Raw genomic sequence first — 20,124 nt, 5'->3', positions numbered from 1 at the left:
TCCCACAGGGAGAGGGGACCGTTCGTGCATTATTCCGTCCTGAACCCTTCAAACCGCGTCCCTTTGTAGCTCAACGTCCCTTTCTCCCCCACCGTCAGCTGATGGTACTGCTGCGCCTCCAGGCGAAAGGTCATCTCGAGGCCGCCTGCTTCCGGCCTAAAGCTCGCTTCATAGCGCATTGCCGTGCCCGCAGGCGTCACCTGCTGCTGGCGCGAGCGGCGGTCGTTGAGCGGTTTCTCGCGTTTGTTGGTCACCACCACGCGCTTTTGCATCAGCGGTGCGGCATCGTTATCCGCCTTCTCGCGGCGCTGCTGCACGAAACGGAACGAGGCGGCAATGACGATAATCGCCACCACGATAATGAAAAAAAGCGGCATCTTGCTCATTCGACAATCCCATCAGATTTTGCGGAATTCAGGATACCTTGCCTCCCCCGCCATTGCCAAACGCCCGCCCGCGTCACTACACTGGATCAGAAACTGATTATTCAGACTTAACAGATACAGGGAGTTAATATGCTTTGGTCATTTATCGCTGTCTGTTTTTCCGCATGGCTTTATGTCGATGCGTCGTACCGCGGTCCCACCTGGCAGCGCTGGTTGTTTAAACCGGTCACGCTGTTGCTCCTGCTGCTGCTGGCCTGGCAAGCGCCGATGTTTAACGCCGTCAGCTATCTGGTGCTCGCCGGGCTGTGTGCATCCCTGATTGGCGATGCCTTAACCCTGCTGCCGCGCCAGCGCCTGCTGTACGCCGTTGGGGCGTTCTTCCTCTCCCATCTGCTGTATACCATCTACTTTGCCAGCCAGATGACGCTCTCCTTCTTCTGGCCGCTGCCGCTGGTGCTGCTGGTGATTGGCGCCCTGCTGATTGCGGTGATCTGGTCGCGTCTGGAAGAGATGCGTTTGCCGGTCTGTACGTTTATCGCCATGACGCTGGTGATGGTGTGGCTGGCGGGCGAACTGTGGTTCTTCCGTCCGACCGCTCCAGCGATGTCAGCGTTCTTCGGCGCCGCGCTGCTGCTGATCGGGAATGTCGTCTGGCTGGGCAGCCACTATCGCCGCCGCTTCCGGGCGGATAACGCGATAGCCTCCGCGTGTTACTTTGCCGGGCATTTCCTGATTGTGCGTTCGCTGTATATCTAAATAGCGCTTGACTCTGGAGTCGACTCCAGAGTGTATGCTGCGGTTAATGAGAAAATTATCATTGCCGGAGACTGCCATGTCGACTCCAGAAATACCTAAAAAAGTTCCTCAATTCTCGGCACTTAAGCTCAGCCCGGTGCCGTCGAAAGACGACTGCTGCTGCGAAGGCGCGTGCGAAACGCCAACTCAACCCCTTCCTGAAAGCGGCAACCGCTACAGCTGGGTCGTCAACGGCATGGACTGCGCGGCCTGCGCCCGCAAGGTGGAAAACGCCGTCAAGCAGGTGCCGGGCGTGAGTCACGTTCAGGTGCTGTTCGCCACCGAAAAGCTGCTGGTCAGCGCCGATAGCGACGTCAGCAAACAGGTTGAAGCCGCCGTCAGCAAGGCGGGCTATACCCTGCGTAGCGAAACGGCGCCCGTTGAAAAAGCCTCCTCCCTGAAAGAAAACCTGCCGCTCATTACCCTCATCATCATGATGGCCCTGAGCTGGGGTCTGGAGCAGATTAACCATCCGTTCGGCAATCTGGCGTTTATCGCCACCACGCTGGTCGGGCTTTTCCCGATTGCCCGTCAGGCGCTGCGCCTGATGAAAAGCGGGAGCTGGTTTGCCATCGAAACGCTGATGAGCGTGGCGGCAATCGGCGCGCTGTTCATTGGCGCGACGGCGGAAGCGGCGATGGTGCTGCTGCTGTTCTTAATCGGCGAACGTCTTGAGGGCTGGGCGGCGAGCCGGGCGCGTAAAGGGGTCAGCGCGCTGATGGCGCTGAAGCCGGAAACCGCCACGCGCGTGGTAAACGGCACGCGTGAAACGGTCGCCATCACTACGCTGCGCCCGGGCGACGTGATTGAAGTGGCCGCAGGGGGGCGTCTGCCCGCAGACGGCGCGCTACTTACCGCCACCGCGAGCTTTGATGAAAGCGCCCTGACCGGGGAATCCATTCCGGTAGAGCGTGCCGCAGGTGAAAAAGTGCCTGCTGGTGCCACCAGCGTCGACCGTCTGGTGCAGCTCACCGTGCTTTCAGAGCCGGGCGACAGCGCCATCGACCGTATCCTGAAGCTGATTGAAGAGGCAGAGGAACGCCGCGCGCCGGTCGAACGCTTTATCGATCGCTTCAGCCGGATTTATACCCCTGCCATCATGCTGGTTGCCCTGCTGGTCACCGTCGTCCCGCCGCTGTTCTTTGGCGCGCCGTGGGAGGGCTGGATTTATAAAGGGCTGACGCTGCTGCTGATTGGCTGCCCGTGCGCGCTGGTGATTTCCACCCCGGCGGCGATTACCTCAGGTCTGGCGGCGGCGGCGCGTCGCGGCGCGCTGATTAAGGGCGGCGCGGCGCTGGAACAGCTGAGCCAGATTCAGCATATCGCCTTCGATAAAACCGGTACGTTAACCGTCGGCAAGCCGCAGGTGACCGGCGTCTATCCGCAGGACATCAGTGAAGATGAGCTTCTTACACTGGCCGCTGCCGTTGAACAGGGGTCCACTCACCCGCTGGCGCAGGCGATTGTGCGAGAAGCGCAGTCGCGCGGGCTGGACATCCCTCCGGCAACCGCCCAGCGGGCGCTGGTCGGGTCAGGGATTGAGGCCACCGTTGACGGTAAAAAGGTGCTGATTGTCGCGGCGGGCAAGTCTACCAGTCCAGAGGTTGAGGCGTTAGAACAGACCGGACAAACTGTCGTGACCGTCCTGCAGGACGGCGTCGCGAAGGGAATGCTGGCGCTGCGCGATACCCTGCGCGATGACGCCAAAGAAGCCGTAGCGGCGCTGCACAAGCTGGGCGTGCAGGGCGTTATTCTTACCGGTGATAACCCTCGCGCGGCGGCAGCGATTGCCGGTGAGCTGGGGCTGGAGTTTAAAGCCGGACTGTTGCCTGCGGATAAGGTCAGCGCCGTGACGGCGCTGAACGCCCGCGCGCCGCTGGCAATGGTCGGTGACGGGATTAACGATGCCCCGGCGATGAAAGCGTCCACCATTGGTATTGCGATGGGCAGCGGCACCGACGTGGCGCTGGAAACGGCCGACGCGGCATTGACGCACAACCGCCTGACCGGGCTGGCGCAGATGATTAGCCTGGCGCGCGCGACGCGGGCCAACATCCGTCAGAACATCGGCATTGCGCTCGGGCTGAAAGGAATTTTCCTGGTGACGACCCTGCTCGGCATGACCGGACTGTGGCTGGCGGTGCTGGCGGATACCGGAGCAACGGTGCTGGTGACGGCGAACGCGCTTCGGCTGCTGCGTCGCCGGTAAAAAAAGCCCGGTGGCGCTAACGCTTACCGGGCCTAGATGTCCTGCTAACTCGTAGGTCGGGTAAGGCGAAGCCGCCACCCGACTTTTTTATAAGAAATAGCTCATCGCCAGGCCTAAAAACAGCACCAGACCAACGTAGTTGTTGTTCATAAACGCTTTAAAGCAGGCGTCGCGTTCACGCTTCGCAATCAGCTTTTGCTGATAAGCAAACAGCAGTCCCGCCACCAGCACGGACCAGTAAAACTCCCAGTTCAGCCCGTTCAGGCGACCGATCGCAACCATCAGCGCCAGTACCGCGACCTGCAGGATGCCGATAATCAGCTTGTCCTGACGACCAAAGAGGATGGCGGTGGATTTGATGCCAATTTTCAGGTCATCGTCGCGGTCTACCATCGCGTATTGCGTGTCATACGCCACCGCCCAGAGAATGTTCGCCAGGAACATCAGCCAGCAGCTGAGCGGTAAGGACTCACTAACCGCCGCAAACGCCATCGGAATCGACCAGCCAAACGCCGCGCCCAGCACCACCTGAGGCAGGTGGGTATAGCGCTTCATAAAGGGATATACCCAGGCCAACGCCAGCGCCGCAACGGAAAGCAGAATGGTCATGGTGTTGAGGGTTAACACCAGCAGGAAAGAGAGCAGCACCAGAACAATGAACAGCACGCGGGCTTCTTTCCCGGTGACCTGCCCGCTGGGTAACGGACGACCGGCAGTACGCTTAACATGACCGTCGAATTTACGATCGGCATAGTCATTCACCACGCAGCCCGCCGCGCGCATCAGCCAGACGCCGGCAACGAACACGGCCAGGATCCACAGCGGCGGCACGCCTGGCGTGGCGAGCCACAGCGCCCAAAGGGTCGGCCACAGCAGCAGTAACGCGCCAATGGGTTTATCGGTACGCATTAAGCGGTGATACGCCAACAGCTTATTCTGCGTCAGGCTCCACTCCATTTTTTCTTCCTCTTAGTACAACGGTGATGCCGGTAAAAAAAGCTCCGTCAGAATTAACGGTTTACCGCTCAGGCGAAGGCGGGAACGACGCCCCCAGAGTTCGGCATCACGACCAATCTCAATAAAATCCCGGGTAAGCTCAGACGAGGTAAAAAGGTAACGCCCCAGAGGCGTTTTCCCCAGACGTTGCAGCGCGAGCTCTGGCCCGGAAAGGGTGGACTCGGGGACCACCGTCCGCCCGGCAAGCCACGGCTCACCATCAGCACAGAGTAAAATTTCGCGCAGCCAGTAGCGTGGCTCTTGCGGCAGCAGCGGCAGCTCGCTGGCGATCTCATCACCAGAGACAAACCCTTCCTGAATCAGGGTCACAGTGACCGTTTTACCCTGTTGCTCAAAACGTTTCGTCATGGAATCTTCCAGCAACAGCCAGTCAAGCTGCTGCGGATCAAGCGCAGGTATTTGGTCGAAATAGCGCAGCGCACGCAGTTGCGTTAGCGCAGGGTGTGACATGCCAGACTCTCCGATACATAACGTAATGGCATTGTATCGCAGAAACACGGATTGAGGGGGGCCAAACGTTATTTAACGATCACGATCGCAACATGGGCGCAACAGCCTGGCCGATACGAAAAAAAGTGCGCCCACTCAGGCGCACCAAACTACTAACAAATCAGCACTGTGGGGAAACGGTTACCCCTTGCCTTTTACACTGCTGATAAAGGTGGAACGGGCAGTGGTTGAACCTAAACGTTCGGCTTCATCAAGCAGTTTCAGCGCTTTATCGACATCGCCGCGCTTCACCGCCTGCTTAATGGCGTTGTTGAAGTACTCTTCGGTGTCGTTCAGTACCGGCTCGGCCTTCTTCGCCGGGGCAGGCGCTGCGGTCGCTACCGGTGCGGCTGCCGTGGCAGCTGGCGCGGTATAGGCAGGAGCAGCTGTGTTACCTACAGTGACAGGGCCGGAACCGGAAGAGCCAAACAGCGGGCCGACCAGCACGCTTGAACCGCTGTTCGTTTTCACCTTCAGCTTTAACGTTCCGTCGGTGACGTGACGAGCAATCGGGTCTGGAATATCAGGAATCGCGTTACCGGTACCTTTTGCGTAGGCTTTAGCCGGATCGAGCAACGTGGTGGTCTTCTGAAGATCTTGCTCAGTGGTAAAGACCAGAACGTAGAGTTTTTGCTGGCCCAGCGCTGGCGTAAGGCGCATGACGCCTTCCAGACGGTCGGCGCTCATCACGCCGGGCTCCTGATACGTAAAGTATTCACTTGGGAAAAAGGCAGATGGCGTCATGTTCTGATCGAGAATCAACACGTTTGGTGCAAATACACTCGTCTGCTTATTAACCTCACTGGTCAAGGTAATGGCCAGTTCACCAATATTGGCGGGTACGCTATACGCAGCGACAGGGCCGGTAATACCCGGAACATTAAGTGACTGACCAGCCGTTGAGAGCTGGGTGGTCTGGGTTTTAGACTGATCGACAGGGGTCCAGACAAGCTGTTGCAATGCCGCTGTCGGAATGGCTGGCGCGGATGTTGTGTTTTGCGGAACGAAATTGACGTTAGCGAGCGTTACAGCAGGCGCGCTTGCCAGCAGCCCTGCGGTTAAACAAAGGGCAAGGAGAGTTTTGTTCATTTTCATTGTTATCACCTCAAAATGCACAGGTTCAGCGGTAGCCAGGCAATAGCGCGCCGTCCCAAGGATTGAGGGGCTTACGCCCCTCAGTTTGGTCATTACGTCAGGTTAAGACGGGATTACCACCAGATTTCCATCTGGGCGCCGAAGGACCACTCGTCGTTGTCGCCGCGGCTGAAGCTTTTCGCAGTGGTATCGCTATAGGCCATGCCTGGGGTGTAACCCGCAACGGAGTTTTTACCTGAAGGCGCATAACCCCATTTCTCATCCCACTTGGCATAGGTGGCGAAGACGCGGATTGCTGGACGTGACCAGATGCTGTCGCCAGCCTGCCACTGTTGTGCCAGGGTGATTTTATACTGGTTGTTGGTTTCGCCAGTTTCCTGAGATTTGACGTTGTCGTAGCCCACTTCAAGCAGAGTGCTCATGATAGGCGTCCATTTGTACATAGGACGAACGCCTACGGTCCACCATTTCGTACCGTTGTTGTTATCCCAGTTGATATCCTGGTACATACCGACGTACATCAGATCCCAGCTATCGCCCAGCGAGATAGCACCGTGGTCAAGTACGCGCCACAGGTGCCCGTTGTTGTTGATGCCGTAGTTGATATCGTCAGTGGTGCCAATGTTCGAACCTTGCGACAGACCTTTACCCTGAGAGGTCATAGAGTCAGTTGCATATTGCAGAACGAATTTGTTGTAGCCTTTCAGCATGCTCTGCGTGTGTTCAGCGGTGAACATCCAGCCATCTTTAGATGCGCCGTCGATCAGGTGATAATCATCACGTGGGTTTGCACGGCCGTAATCAGCCCCCAGCTCCAGGGTACCGCCCGGGTTAATTTCCATCTGGGCTAAACGCACGTCAAAGACATCGTTCGCCGTGCGAGTGGTGTAGTCATAAACGCTGTTGCTGGCGAAGGATGAAGAACCGCCGGCTTCAGAAGAACGGGTTGCAGCCAGAGAGAGCTTACCAAAACCTACGTCGATGTTTTCCAGACCTGCACCAGGACCTGAAATATCCCAGTAGTAGAAGTCGATCATGTGGACGTCATGACGCTGATAGAAGCGCTTACCGGCCCAGATAGTCGAACCTGGCAGCCACTCAATCAGGTTTTTACCCTGCACGTTGGCTTCACGGAACGCCGGGTCAGTGGCCTCCCAGTCGTTCTGTTGCGCCACTGAATACGCGACGTTGGTGTCGAAGTAGAAGCTCTTATCGCCTTCTTTCCACACTTCCTGGCCCAGTTTCAGTTCCGCATAGGTTTCACATTCGTTACCCAGACGGTATTTACTTTGAGCACCGGTTGCCTGGAAGCACTGTTGTTCGCCGCCACTACCCGTCCAGCCGATACCGGAACGAGCATAACCATGGAAATCCACGGCCATTGCCTGAGCAGACATTACGCCCGCTGCGACGGCAACTGCCAGAGGAAGTTTGCGCAGAGTAATCATCATTCTATCTCCTGAGATCATTGCTTTTCTTTGAACACTTCACCTGTCGGTTTCGTGTCTTCTTTTGGGATTGCTTAAACGCCTGGCTCTTTGTGCAACCGACGACATGCAGTGCCATCCTCACGGAACAGATGGCAACGCTCTGGCGGCAAGCCGATAGCGAATGTGGCACCCTCTTCTACCAACACCACGTCGTTCTGGCGGTAGACCAGGTTCTGACGGATGGCGGGGATCTGGATATGAATCTGTGTTTCGTGACCAAGCTGTTCGACGACCTGAACGTCACCTTCCAGGGTCACATCAGCGATGTGGCTCGGCAGCAGGTGCTCAGGACGAATACCGAGGGACATGTTTGCCCCGACCTGTACGTTGGCGCTGTCGACCGGCAGCCAGACCTGCTGGCGGTTTGGCAGCTCCACCTGTACCTGTTCAATGGCTGTCGCGGTCACTTTGACGGGCAGGAAGTTCATCTTTGGCGAGCCAATAAAGCCCGCAACAAAGCGGTCTGCCGGGTAGTGATACAGCTCCAGCGGTTTACCCACCTGCGCCACGCGGCCGGCATCCAGCACCACGATTTTGTCGGCGAGGGTCATCGCTTCCACCTGATCGTGGGTGACGTAAATCATCGTGCGGCCAAGACGCTTGTGCAGACGGGAGATTTCAATACGCATCTGGACGCGCAGGGCGGCATCCAGGTTAGAAAGAGGTTCATCGAGCAGGAACACGCGCGGTTCGGCCACCAGCGTACGGCCAATCGCCACACGCTGACGCTGACCACCGGAAAGCGCTTTTGGTTTACGCTCCAGCAGGTGGGCCAGCTGTAACACTTCCGCCACCTGCGTCACGCGCTGGTTAATGACCTCTTTCTTCGCGCCGGCCAGCTTCAGGCCGAAGGACATATTTTCGGCAACGGAAAGGTGTGGATAGAGTGCATAAGACTGGAACACCATACCTACGCCACGTTCGGCAGGCGGGATGTCGTTCATTCGGGTATCACCAATCAGCAGGTCGCCGCTGGTAATCGTTTCAAGACCGGCAATCATACGCAGCAGAGTAGATTTACCACAGCCTGATGGGCCAACAAACACCACGAATTCGCCTTCGTTGATGTCCAGATTGATGTCTTTCGACACCACAACGTCACCCCAGGCTTTCGTTACATTACGCAGCTGTACGCTCGCCATGCCCTTCTCCCTTCGTTACAACCTGTCACCGACAGAAACATTCAAGATAAGTTCACTATGGGGTATCCATTACTTTCCCGAATCCTCCACCCCCCGCCTTTTTTATGGGGGAGGAGGCGGGAGGATGAGGGAGCAGGCTCTGCGACCGCCATGGGCGGGCTGAGGCAAAATTCGTGAAGCCGCCTGCAAAATTCGGTGGGTTTTTATGTGCGCCAGCACTCATAACTTAAATTTATGCAACGGAGATCACACAAACGGGGGGTGGGGCGTAGGGGTTGGGAGGATGGAAAGAGGATGTCAAATAAGGAGACTGAGACACGTTGAACCACTGAAGTCATACCATGAGACATCACCAAAAAGGATGGCAGCTATGAATATCAAGACTGGCGCACGCGTTTTCGCATTGTCCGCCCTCGCAGCAATGATGATTTCCGCACCGGCGCTCGCCAAAATTGAAGAAGGCAAACTGGTTATCTGGATTAACGGCGACAAGGGCTATAACGGCCTGGCCGAAGTGGGCAAAAAATTCGAAAAAGATACCGGCATCAAAGTTACCGTAGAACACCCTGACAAGCTGGAAGAGAAGTTCCCGCAGGTTGCAGCAACCGGCGACGGCCCGGACATCATCTTCTGGGCGCATGACCGTTTCGGGGGTTACGCGCAGTCTGGCCTGCTGGCTGAAGTGACGCCAGATAAAGCCTTCCAGGACAAACTGTTCCCGTTCACCTGGGATGCCGTTCGCTATAACGGCAAGCTGATCGCTTACCCTATCGCGGTTGAAGCCCTGTCTCTGATTTACAACAAAGACCTGGTACCAAACCCACCTAAAACCTGGGAAGAGATCCCGAAACTGGATAAAGAGCTGAAGGCGAAAGGTAAATCCGCGCTGATGTTCAACCTGCAAGAGCCGTACTTCACCTGGCCGCTGATCGCTGCCGACGGCGGTTACGCGTTCAAGTTTGAAAACGGCAAATATGACGTGAAAGACGTGGGCGTGGACAACGCTGGCGCGAAAGCGGGTCTGACCTTCCTGGTGGATCTGATCAAGAACAAACACATGAACGCGGATACCGACTACTCCATCGCGGAAGCGGCGTTCAACAAAGGCGAAACCGCGATGACCATCAACGGTCCGTGGGCCTGGACCAACATCGACAAGAGCAAAGTCAACTACGGCGTGACGCTGCTGCCAACCTTCAAAGGCAAGCCGTCTAAACCGTTCGTTGGCGTGCTGAGCGCGGGCATCAACGCCGCCAGCCCGAACAAAGAGCTGGCGAAAGAGTTCCTGGAAAATTACCTGCTGACCGATCAGGGTCTGGATGAAGTGAACAAGGACAAACCGCTGGGCGCCGTCGCGCTGAAATCCTTCCAGGATCAGCTGGCGAAAGATCCACGTATCGCGGCCACCATGGATAACGCCCAGAAAGGCGAAATCATGCCGAACATCCCACAGATGGCTGCGTTCTGGTACGCCACGCGTACCGCGGTCATCAACGCTGCAAGCGGTCGTCAGACTGTCGATGCCGCGCTGAAAGATGCTCAGGGTCGTATTACTAAGTAATGACGTAGTCCCCTCTCCCTTTAGGAGAGGGTTAGGGTGAGGGTTGGCGCTATCCGCACGCCCTCACCCCGGCCCTCTCCTCCAGGAGAGGGAGAAAAGATCAAACGTTGTAGAGGAAAAACCCCATGGATGTCATTAAAAAGAAACGCTGGTGGCAAAGCGACGCGCTGAAGTGGTCAGCGATCGGTCTGCTGTGCCTGCTGGTGGGTTACCTTGTTGTTTTAATGTACGTACAAGGGGAATATCTGTTTGCCATCATGACGCTGATTTTAAGCTCTGCTGGCCTGTATATTTTCGCTAATCGTAAAGCCTATGCCTGGCGCTATGTTTACCCGGGCGTGGCCGGGATGGGGCTGTTTGTCCTGTTCCCGCTGATTTGTACCATCGCCATTGCGTTTACCAACTACAGCAGCACCAACCAGCTTGCGCAGGAACGCGCGCAGCAGGTCCTGCTGGATCGCTCATATCAGGCAGGCAAGACCTTTAACTTCGGCCTGTATCCTGCCGGGAACGATTGGAAGTTAGCGCTTACTGACGAAGCAAGCAGCAAATATTATGTCTCCGACGCGTTCAAATTTGGCGGCGAGCAGAAGCTCACCTTAAAAGAGGCACAGGCCCTGCCGGAAGGTGAACGTGCCAACCTGCGCGTCATTACCCAGAACCGTCAGGCGCTGACCCAGCTCACCGCCGTGCTGCCAGACGAAAGCAAGGTGACCATGAGCTCGCTGCGCCAGTTCTCCGGCACGCAGCCGCTGTATACCCTGGCGGACGACGGTACGCTGACCAACAACCAGAGCGGCGTGAAATATCGTCCGAATAACGACATTGGTTTCTATCAGTCCATTACTGCCGACGGCAAATGGGGTGATGACAAGCTCAGCCCGGGCTATACCGTCACCATCGGCTGGGACAACTTTACCCGCGTGTTTACCGACGAAGGCATTCAGAAACCGTTCTTCGCCATCTTCGTCTGGACGGTGGTCTTCTCGGTGCTGACGGTGATCCTGACCGTGGCCGTGGGCATGGTGCTGGCCTGTCTGGTCCAGTGGGAATCCCTGAAAGGCAAAGCGATTTACCGCGTGCTGCTGATCCTGCCGTATGCCGTACCGTCGTTTATCTCGATTCTGATTTTCAAAGGGCTGTTTAACCAGAGCTTCGGTGAAATCAACATGATGCTGAGCGCCCTGTTCGGCATCAAACCGGCCTGGTTCAGCGACCCGACCACCGCTCGCTCGATGATTATCATCGTGAACACCTGGCTCGGTTATCCGTACATGATGATCCTGTGCATGGGCCTGCTGAAGGCTATCCCGGACGATCTGTACGAAGCCTCGGCGATGGACGGCGCGGGCCCGTTCCAGAACTTCTTTAAAATTACGCTGCCGCTGCTCATTAAGCCGCTGACGCCGCTGATGATTGCCAGCTTCGCCTTTAACTTTAACAACTTCGTGCTGATTCAGCTGTTGACCAACGGCGGCCCGGACCGCCTTGGCACCACGACGCCAGCAGGCTATACCGACCTGCTCGTGAGCTACACCTACCGTATCGCCTTCGAAGGCGGCGGCGGCCAGGACTTCGGTCTGGCGGCAGCAATTGCCACCCTGATCTTCCTGCTGGTAGGCGCACTGGCGATTGTGAACCTGAAAGCCACACGTATGAAATTCGACTAAGGAGGGCATCGATCATGGCAATGGTACAACCCAAATCTCAGAAGTTGCGCCTCCTGGCGACGCACTTAGGCCTGCTGATTTTCATCGCGGCGATCATGTTCCCGCTGCTGATGGTTATCGCCATCTCTCTGCGTTCGGGTAACTTCGCGACGGGGAGCCTGATCCCGGACGAAATCTCCTGGGAGCACTGGAAGCTCGCGCTGGGCTTCAGCGTGGAACACGCGGATGGCCGCGTCACGCCGCCGCCGTTCCCGGTCCTGCTGTGGCTGTGGAATTCGGTGAAAATCGCAGGCATTACCGCCATTGGTATCGTGGCGCTTTCCACCACCTGTGCTTATGCCTTCGCCCGCATGCGTTTCCCGGGCAAAGCGACGCTGCTGAAAGGGATGCTGATTTTCCAGATGTTCCCGGCCGTACTGTCGCTGGTGGCGTTGTATGCCCTGTTTGACCGTCTGGGCCAGTACGTACCGTTTATCGGCCTGAACACCCACGGCGGCGTGATCTTCGCCTATCTTGGCGGTATCGCACTGCATGTGTGGACCATCAAAGGCTATTTCGAAACTATCGACGGCTCGCTGGAAGAAGCGGCCGCGCTGGATGGCGCAACCCCGTGGCAGGCGTTCCGCCTGGTGCTGCTGCCGCTGTCGGTGCCGATTCTGGCGGTAGTGTTTATCCTGTCGTTTATCGCTGCGATCACCGAAGTACCGGTTGCCTCACTGTTACTGCGTGATGTGAACAGCTACACCCTGGCCGTAGGTATGCAGCAATACCTCAACCCGCAAAACTACCTGTGGGGCGACTTTGCCGCGGCGGCCGTACTTTCCGCCATCCCGATTACCGTGGTGTTCCTGCTGGCGCAGCGCTGGCTGGTCAACGGCCTGACGGCGGGCGGTGTGAAAGGTTAAGTTTCATTTTGTTATGCCACTGCAACCCTCAACTTTAGACGTATTGTATTGACCCAATACTCAAAATATTTTGCGGTGCTGGAAGGCGGCAAGTGAGTGAATCCCCAGGAGCTTACTAAAGTAAGTGACTGGGGTGAGCGAACGCAGACAACGCATCAGCAGCGTAAAATATGAAGAGTAAACTTGTGACTGTTGTTAGGCGGCCTCCGGGCCGCCATTTTTTTATTCGCGTTTCAGCCGCTTCGAATTACACAGCCAGAGGGTGATCACCAGCAGCAGGATCGCCGCCGAGTAGATCAGCACGTCGAGCGGGGATTTATGATCGACGATGATCAGCCGCACTATCGCAGTGATCCCAATGTAGACAAAATAACGCAGCGGGAAGTGAAAGCCGGACTGAAAGTACTTCACAATCAGGGCGATAAATTCAAAGTAGAGAAAGTAGACCACCAGGCCTTCCACCAGCGCATATTTGCTGGTTTGTTCAGGGGCGAACAGTACATCCGCAAGATGCACTGTCTCTTTACCCAAAAAGACGACCAGTATCAGGCCAAGGCTCAACAGACCGAGGTTCAGCACGGTCTGGAGGACTGTTGAGATAAACTCAACGCGCGGGCGAGTCAGGGATGTCATACAGCACCTCATTCTCCAGGGCGAGGTTCCTGTATAACGCAAAAATGTGACGGGGATCTATATTTTTTAATTATGTTTTATGTAGGAAGAAAACCGATGGAGCGTAAACAAACCGGGGTTCGCAACGTGACCTGTGGCGACAATGTGATCGTATATGAGCCTGCTAACCTTTACGACTGTGTGCTGGGCAACGGCGTATTCGTCGGCCCGTTTGTTGAAATCCAGGGCAATACGCGCATCGGTGACGACTGCAAAATCCAGTCGCACACCTTCATCTGCGAGTATGTCACTATTGGTCAGCGTTGCTTTGTTGGCCATGGCGTGATGTTTGCCAACGATATGTTTCGGGAGGGGAAACCGAATGCCGACCGAGAGAGCTGGGGCCATATTACCGTGGGGAATGATGTTTCGATAGGCAGTGGAGCGACCATTCTGGCGGTATCCATCTGCGACGGTGCGGTGATTGGTGCAGGGAGCGCGGTAACAAAATCGATCGTCGAGAAAGGTGTCTATGCCGGGAACCCGGCGAGGCTACTGCGCCGCTTGTGATTCGCCCGGTGGCGCTGCGCTTACCGGGCCTACAAAATAGCAGGCCGGGCAAACGCGGTGCCGCCCGGCGTGAAGCATCAGCGGAAGTTAATGTTCTTATCGCTCGTCATGTCATACAGCTGGAACTTACGTCCAAGCTGCTGACCCCCGTCACGCGTCAGCGGCGTCCAGCCCACTGCCGCACGGCTGCGGGTTGGGCCTGACGAGAACAGATCCAGCGGAATCGACACGTAGACCCCTTTGGTGAAGTCCCCTTCCCCGTACTCGTCCGGCGAAACGTTGGTGATAGTGGCGTAGCCACCCACCACGACGCCGCTGTCGAAGTGTTTAGAGATATCGAGCGTGCCGCCCTTATCGCCCGCCAGGTACTGGCCGACGCTGGCTTTCACCAGCACGTCAGGGGCGAACGACGGCGTCCAGTAGGCGGTCAGATGGCCCGTTTTGACGCTGTAGTCGGTGAATTTCATCATGTCCTGCGCGCTGCGCCAGTCACGCTGTTTGACGTAGTTGGCATCCACCCCGAACGCCCAGTTACTGTCGACAGGACGATAAAGCACTTCCGCCCCCGCGCCGCCATACATGGTTTCCAGATACCCGCCGTACACCTGGCCGTAGAAGCCGTTGCCGAAGTACTGGAAGTAGTTGGCCTGCAGGTTATTCACGTAGGCATCGTTTTGTACGTACTCACGCACGCGGGTACGCACGCGCGGCAGCGCCGAGTCTTTTGGCGGGTTGGTGTAGTTGAACTTGTCGTAGTTATTGGCGATGTTGCCGAACAGGCTGCCGGTGGTCAGCAGGTGGTCGGTGAGCCACAGATCCACCGTCGCCATGACGCCCAGCTGATACATGTAGAAGTTTTCAGGCCCGCCCACGGACTGGTTCAGCACCGGATCGATATGGAAATCGAAGCGCGATTTGTCGATATACCAGCCCTGCTCGGTGGTTTCCGGCACGATCGGCTCTACGCGTTTTTGCACCAGCTCGGTTTCATGCCCGAGCGGCTCGCCTTCCAGATGGCGCCTGAGGCTGGCAACGTCCGTTTCGGTTGTGACCTGCGGCAGGTTGAGACGGTTCTCCGTCACGCGGATCGTGCGGATCCCCTCCGGCAGATCGTTCATAACGATCCGGTTAGCGCGTTCGATCCCTTCGCGCGAGTCGCGGTATTTCACCTGCTCGCCGGTCACGTACAGCGTATCGCCTTTCACCTGAATTTTCGGATCCGCCAGGCCGGCATTGTATTTCAGCAGCGTCAGCTGGTTTGCAACCACGGAGTGCTGCAGAATCGCATCCTGCGGCTCCGGCTGGTATGCAGGGCGCGCGTTATCATTGTAGTGCGGCCGCATGTCGTTAAAGTTGGTGCGCAGCGTGAAGCCAAACATCACCGTATTGCCGCGCTCGTAGCTGAGGTTAACGTCGGCCCAGTCGGTGACGCGATAAATGGCGCCGACGTTAAACTTGCTCTTCTGCTCAATCTTTCCGGCGAAGTCCTGCGAGTAGTCATTCCCCTCATATTCCAGCTTCAGGCGTAATGGCTGCCAGGGCGTTTGATACTCCACGCCGCCAAACAGCGACGCCGGACCGTGGAACATCTGGTCTCCGTTGATGGAGCCCGCTTTCTTATAGCTGTTATCGCGGTAGCAGTATTTGTCGCTGTAGGAGCAAAACGGGTTTTTCACGTTGCCGCTGGTGCCGAGATAGCCCCATCCCAGGCCGAGCGAGAAGTCGAACGGCCCCCAGGCTTTACTGGCCACGATGTATTCCGCATCAAACAGACCGGTACCACCGATATCTTTGGCGCCCACGGACACCTGCGGCATCCAGTAGCTCTCTTCCCACAGGCGCAGCTTGACGTCGAAGGCTTTATCTTTGTAGGTCTGATCGCCGGAGAACGCCTCTACGCTGCTGTACTGTTTCGTACGCACGTCGGTATAGCGCAGCGTGGTTTCAAGCCACGGGAACAGCTGCACCGACGCCGAGTAATAGCGATACTGGTCGTTATCACGGTAGTTAAGACTAATTTCGCCTTCGCGCGCCATCCGCGCGGTGGGCGTTTGCAGTAAACCGACGCCGCCGAAGTCTGACTGAGACGGGCCAATGGGTGCCGGATACGTTTCTGCATGGCAGGCGGCACTCACGCAGAGCGCCAGCATGCTGTAGAGATAGGTTCTTTTCATTATTCCGGTATCCGCTGAATCAGGGAGTGAAGGATATCGGCGTTAAGCCCGTCATACGCCTTCGTCCAGAAATGGTCGGCAAAACCGACAAAAATGATGCTGCCCGGCATAGGTTCGATATGCCGTTTATTCCAGTAAGCGACGGGGGCTTTTTGTGTGTGCCCGTCAGGGTAAACCACCCAGGCGTAGCTGTTATCGGCACCGCTCAGCAGGCTCTGCTCGTCGAGGTAGCTCGCCACGTCACGACCGGGCGTGAAGGGCTTTTTACCCGGGCTGCTGATAAGCCCCATTACGGTCACCGTCGTCGGCTTCTCCGGCAGCCAGAGCGTATACTCCCCTTCAAGCGTGGGATTGCCCTTTTCCGTGACGCGCACTTCGTCGGGATCAAGGTTCACGTTCTGACGGCCCGTCACCTTCAGCGCCTGCAGCTGCTGGCGAACGCTGTTAATCGCCGCCGCGTCGTCGCCATCTTCCTGCTCCGCTAACCCCGTCAGCCTGGCAAGGAGCGCCTTGTGCTGTTGTTCCGCTTCAGCCGTCTTCTGCCGCTCAGCGATCACTGCCCCCGGCCACCAGCTGTTGGCGAGCCTTGGCTGTCCGACGAGATCGAGCAGATGCTCAGCGTGGGTTAAGGTTTTGGGTTTTTCACTGTCCGGCGTGTAGACCTTCACCGTCCCTGCGGACCATGCCAGCGGTGCGGCAAGGCTGGCGAGAAGCGCAACGTGGATGAGCGTTTTCATGATTTCGCCGCCTTGATCAGGGTGGTTTTCACCGGGAAGAATCCGGCACCAAGATACTGCAGGGACTGGCGGATCTGCCCTTCCTCGTCGATCCAGAAGCGGTTGTGCCAGGTGGCCTGGTCGGTAGTGACTTCTTCATCCAGCACGCGAACCTGCGTTTCGTCGCTGCCGACTTTCACGCTGTCCGTGCCGTCCCAGCGGAAGGTCGAGCGTGCCGTGGCGTAACGCACCTGCTTATGTTCGGTCCAGCCCATCGTGCGCGTCCAGCTTGCGCCGTCGGCGATCTGGTTCGGCTTGATCAGCGGATCGGCAGCGATGTTATTCACCTCCAGCAGGTTGTCGCCGCCCAACAGGGTTTTCACGATACGACCATGCTGCGTCACGATGGTGGCCTGATCCTGCGTCACCCATTTCTGCTGCCCGTTTTCATCGAAAGCGAGCACCACAAACAGCTGCGGGCCATCGTTAAGCTGCATGTACTGACTGGCATAGGGCATGTTTTGAAGTTCGTCATCGGTCAAATGCACGCCCGGTGTGCCGAACATGCTTTCCCACAGTGAGTTTCCCAGCCCTTTGGTGGTGGCCGAGCACGCCTGCAGCAGCAGGCAAATCAGAATGATTGCAGGTCGCTTCACGACTCTTCTCCGAAGGGGCGAAATAACCACACCGAAGTGTGGTTATGATTAAAACACCCGCTATTACTGGGTGCTGGTTGTCGTGGTGGTCGTGGTTCCGGTATTGGAGCCATCACCGCCACCGGTTGCCGCCAGCGCGACACCCACGGCTGAACTTACGGTGCTGGCGCTGGCTGCGGTAGAACTTCCCGCAGACGCAGACGTCGCAGCCGAACCTGCCGCTTCCCCGACCTGAACCGGAGCTGCATAGACAGATGTCGCCGCAAGCGCAGATATGGCAAAAATGCCATACAGTACTTTCTTCATAACAATTTCCCTTCAATGAATGAATGGAGATTTGCCCGAAAAGAATTTCAGGCGGAATCGAGTATACACAACTAGTGCCGTGGGTTTGCCGTAAGGGGAAATAGGGAGAGGGTTTTCGGACTAATGGTTAAAATGGAAATGAAAGGCAAATAACACAAATATATAATTAATAAAAATCAATAAGTTATAATATATCAATATTAATGAACCACTACGTATTTTCTTAAAATAAACCGCAGCAATTAACGGGTTAAGCGTCTTTTTCGGATTAAACTCAGATTCAGAATTTGAGTTAACTAACAGACATCAGGAATTATCCGATAAAAAAATGCCGGCATTAAGCCGGCACGTTTTCATGACGCTTTAATTACGCACGCCAGGCTTTATAACGGTTGATCAAACCATTTGTCGAGCTGTCATGGCTGGCAATCGCTTTATCGTCACCCAGCTCTGGCAGAATACGGTTTGCCAGCTGTTTGCCCAGCTCAACGCCCCACTGGTCAAAGGTGAAGATGTTCAGGATGGCGCCCTGCGTGAAGATCTTGTGCTCGTACAGGGCAATCAGCGCGCCCAGGCTGAACGGCGTGATTTCGCGCAGCAGGATGGAGTTGGTTGGGCGGTTGCCTTCGAACACTTTGAACGGCACAACGTGGTCCAGGGTTGCCGGATCTTTACCCTGGTCACGGTATTCCTGCTCAACCACTTCTCGGGATTTACCGAACGCCAGCGCTTCGGTCTGCGCAAAGAAGTTGGACAGCAGCTTCGGATGGTGGTCGGACAGCGGGTTATGGGTGATAGCCGGGGCGATGAAATCGCACGGTACCATTTTGGTGCCCTGGTGGATCAGCTGGTAGAAGGCATGCTGGCCGTTGGTGCCCGGCTCGCCCCAGATGATTGGACCAGTCTGGTAATCCACCGCGTTGCCGTTACGGTCAACATACTTACCGTTGGATTCCATGTTGCCCTGCTGGAAGTAAGCAGCAAAGCGGTGCATATACTGGTCGTACGGCAGGATCGCTTCGGTTTCAGCGCCGAAGAAGTTGTTGTACCAGATACCGATCAGCGCCAGCAGCACCGGCAGGTTTTTCTCTGGTGCGGTGGTGGAGAAGTGTTTGTCCATCGCGTGCGCGCCGGAGAGCAGCTCGACGAAGTTGTCGAAGCCCACGGACAGGATGATGGACAGACCGATCGCAGACCACAGGGAGTAGCGGCCGCCAACCCAGTCCCAGAACTCGAACATGTTCGCGGTATCAATGCCGAACTCGCTGACCGCTTTACCGTTGGTAGACAGCGCCGCGAAGTGTTTCGCCACGTGCTTGTTGTCGCCCGCGGTTTTCAGGAACCAGTCGCGCGCGCTGTGGGCGTTGGTCATGGTTTCCTGAGTGGTGAAGGTTTTGGACGCAACCAGGAACAGGGTCGTTTCCGGGTTCACGTTCTTCAGCACTTCGGCGATGTGGGTACCATCGACGTTAGACACAAAGTGCATATTGAGGTGGTTTTTGTACGGGCGCAGCGCTTCGGTCACCATGAACGGGCCGAGGTCAGAACCGCCGATACCGATGTTAACCACGTCGGTGATCGCTTTGCCGGTGTAGCCTTTCCAGCTACCGGAGATGATCGCTTCGGAGAAGGTTTTCATCTTTTCCAGCACCGCGTTCACTTCCGGCATGACGTCTTTGCCGTCAACGATGATTGGCGTATTGCTACGGTTACGCAGGGCCACGTGAAGCACGGCACGGTCTTCGGTACGGTTGATCTTCTCGCCGGAGAACATGGATTTGATGGCGTCGGCAAGCTCGGTTTCTTTCGCCAGATCCTGCAGTTTTGCCAGCGTCTCTTCGGTAATGCGGTTTTTGGAGAAATCCACCAGCATCAGGTCGTCGAAGGTCGCGGAGAACTTAGAGAAACGATCGGCATCCTTCGCGAACAGATCCGCGATGGTGACGTCTTTCATTTCATCAAAATGTTTCTGGAGTGCCTGCCAGGCAGCGGTCTGCGTTGGGTTGATGTTTTTCATTAGCAATACTCTTCTGATTTGAGAATTGTGACTGCGGTCGATTGTAGCGCCTGCAAATAAAAATTGTGATGGTTTTTATGCCATTGCCCTGGCCTGCATCAAACACAGGTGAAAAGACCCGAAAAGTATAGCTGCTGAAGCGCCCTCCCGGGGCGGCGAAATGTCGGTCAAAAAGCCCTAAAACGGAGCATAAAATCTGGCGCTGTTATAAGTCCTGTTTCTCAGGGGTACCCCCCCATAAAAAATCCGCATAATCCCAGCATTGACAGGACCTCCCCCGCATTTTATTTATAGGGCCGTATTTTGCGCCTGCA

At 56.4% G+C, this 20,124-nt stretch carries 18 protein-coding genes; 6 read left to right on the top strand and 12 right to left on the bottom strand.

Annotated elements, in window-relative coordinates; translation table 11 throughout:
* Window positions 1–29: 29 nt before the first annotated feature.
* A complete protein-coding gene (locus QMN93_RS16440) occupies window positions 30–386 on the bottom strand; it encodes a DUF2500 domain-containing protein (RefSeq protein ID WP_058842057.1) in 357 nt (118 codons plus the stop codon).
* Window positions 387–515: 129 nt separating this feature from the next.
* On the opposite strand from QMN93_RS16440, the gene QMN93_RS16435 reads away from it, so the two are divergent.
* Both QMN93_RS16435 and zntA read left to right on the top strand, forming a co-directional pair.
* The gene (locus tag QMN93_RS16435) at window positions 516–1,142 is read left to right on the top strand and encodes a lysoplasmalogenase (RefSeq protein ID WP_029741976.1); all 627 of its coding nucleotides are present in this window, start codon (window positions 516–518) and stop codon (window positions 1,140–1,142) included.
* 76 nt (window positions 1,143–1,218) lie between these two features.
* A complete protein-coding gene (gene zntA / locus QMN93_RS16430; protein ID WP_193138777.1) occupies window positions 1,219–3,390 on the top strand; it encodes a Zn(II)/Cd(II)/Pb(II) translocating P-type ATPase ZntA in 2,172 nt (723 codons plus the stop codon).
* Window positions 3,391–3,477: 87 nt separating this feature from the next.
* Here the strand turns inward: zntA and ubiA are convergent, their stop codons facing one another.
* From ubiA to malK, 5 genes are all read right to left on the bottom strand, one after another.
* Window positions 3,478–4,347, bottom strand: coding sequence for a 4-hydroxybenzoate octaprenyltransferase (ubiA, locus tag QMN93_RS16425; RefSeq protein ID WP_032662636.1), 870 nt, complete (start codon window positions 4,345–4,347; stop codon window positions 3,478–3,480).
* 12 nt (window positions 4,348–4,359) lie between these two features.
* Complete coding sequence (gene ubiC / locus QMN93_RS16420; RefSeq protein WP_023334136.1) at window positions 4,360–4,857, bottom strand: chorismate lyase; 498 nt, start codon at window positions 4,855–4,857, stop codon at window positions 4,360–4,362.
* A gap of 180 nt (window positions 4,858–5,037) precedes the next feature.
* Window positions 5,038–5,991, bottom strand: coding sequence for a maltose operon protein MalM (malM, locus tag QMN93_RS16415; RefSeq protein WP_087823764.1), 954 nt, complete (start codon window positions 5,989–5,991; stop codon window positions 5,038–5,040).
* A gap of 113 nt (window positions 5,992–6,104) precedes the next feature.
* On the bottom strand, window positions 6,105–7,442 hold the full coding sequence (locus tag QMN93_RS16410; protein ID WP_072210885.1) for a maltoporin: 1,338 nt from the start codon (window positions 7,440–7,442) through the stop codon (window positions 6,105–6,107).
* Between the two features lie 71 nt (window positions 7,443–7,513).
* On the bottom strand, window positions 7,514–8,623 hold the full coding sequence (gene malK, locus QMN93_RS16405; RefSeq protein ID WP_023310005.1) for a maltose/maltodextrin ABC transporter ATP-binding protein MalK: 1,110 nt from the start codon (window positions 8,621–8,623) through the stop codon (window positions 7,514–7,516).
* 370 nt (window positions 8,624–8,993) lie between these two features.
* Here malK and malE point away from each other — a divergent pair, with 370 nt between their 5' ends.
* The 3 genes from malE (at window position 8,994) to malG (ending at window position 12,759) form a co-directional block, all read left to right on the top strand.
* Window positions 8,994–10,184 carry a maltose/maltodextrin ABC transporter substrate-binding protein MalE gene (malE, locus tag QMN93_RS16400; RefSeq protein WP_039264157.1) on the top strand — a complete coding sequence of 397 codons (1,191 nt, stop codon included), beginning with the start codon at window positions 8,994–8,996 and terminating at the stop codon, window positions 10,182–10,184.
* Window positions 10,185–10,309: 125 nt separating this feature from the next.
* Window positions 10,310–11,854 carry a maltose ABC transporter permease MalF gene (malF, locus tag QMN93_RS16395; RefSeq protein WP_048979403.1) on the top strand — a complete coding sequence of 515 codons (1,545 nt, stop codon included), beginning with the start codon at window positions 10,310–10,312 and terminating at the stop codon, window positions 11,852–11,854.
* Between the two features lie 14 nt (window positions 11,855–11,868).
* Window positions 11,869–12,759, top strand: a complete 891-nt coding sequence (malG, locus tag QMN93_RS16390; RefSeq protein ID WP_023310002.1) for a maltose ABC transporter permease MalG — start codon at window positions 11,869–11,871, stop codon at window positions 12,757–12,759.
* A gap of 222 nt (window positions 12,760–12,981) precedes the next feature.
* Here malG and psiE read toward each other — a convergent pair whose 3' ends face one another.
* Window positions 12,982–13,392: a phosphate-starvation-inducible protein PsiE gene (psiE, locus tag QMN93_RS16385; RefSeq protein WP_021242727.1), complete on the bottom strand. Its 411-nt coding sequence runs from the start codon at window positions 13,390–13,392 to the stop codon at window positions 12,982–12,984.
* Between the two features lie 96 nt (window positions 13,393–13,488).
* Here psiE and QMN93_RS16380 point away from each other — a divergent pair, with 96 nt between their 5' ends.
* Entirely contained in the window at window positions 13,489–13,941 is a 453-nt protein-coding gene (locus tag QMN93_RS16380) for an acyltransferase (RefSeq protein WP_182382907.1), read from the top strand.
* Between the two features lie 77 nt (window positions 13,942–14,018).
* Here QMN93_RS16380 and QMN93_RS16375 read toward each other — a convergent pair whose 3' ends face one another.
* The 5 genes from QMN93_RS16375 to pgi all read right to left on the bottom strand — a co-directional run bounded on the left by QMN93_RS16375 (window position 14,019) and on the right by pgi (window position 19,810).
* Window positions 14,019–16,115: a YjbH domain-containing protein gene (locus QMN93_RS16375; protein ID WP_193138775.1), complete on the bottom strand. Its 2,097-nt coding sequence runs from the start codon at window positions 16,113–16,115 to the stop codon at window positions 14,019–14,021.
* Entirely contained in the window at window positions 16,115–16,852 is a 738-nt protein-coding gene (locus QMN93_RS16370; protein ID WP_023334129.1) for a capsule biosynthesis GfcC D2 domain-containing protein, read from the bottom strand. Before QMN93_RS16370 ends, QMN93_RS16375 begins: the two co-directional genes overlap by 1 nt.
* Entirely contained in the window at window positions 16,849–17,487 is a 639-nt protein-coding gene (locus QMN93_RS16365) for a YjbF family lipoprotein (protein WP_047059420.1), read from the bottom strand. Before QMN93_RS16365 ends, QMN93_RS16370 begins: the two co-directional genes overlap by 4 nt.
* 63 nt (window positions 17,488–17,550) lie before the next feature.
* Window positions 17,551–17,793: an exopolysaccharide production protein YjbE gene (yjbE, locus tag QMN93_RS16360; RefSeq protein WP_008503423.1), complete on the bottom strand. Its 243-nt coding sequence runs from the start codon at window positions 17,791–17,793 to the stop codon at window positions 17,551–17,553.
* A gap of 367 nt (window positions 17,794–18,160) precedes the next feature.
* Window positions 18,161–19,810: a glucose-6-phosphate isomerase gene (gene pgi / locus QMN93_RS16355; RefSeq protein ID WP_048977787.1), complete on the bottom strand. Its 1,650-nt coding sequence runs from the start codon at window positions 19,808–19,810 to the stop codon at window positions 18,161–18,163.
* Window positions 19,811–20,124 lie beyond the last annotated feature (314 nt).

Origin of the sequence: Enterobacter sp. R-1.6.2 (assembly GCF_035064085.1) — a bacterium.
Lineage (GTDB): Bacteria > Pseudomonadota > Gammaproteobacteria > Enterobacterales > Enterobacteriaceae > Enterobacter > Enterobacter asburiae_B.
This window is presented reverse-complemented; position numbering and strand designations above follow the sequence as displayed.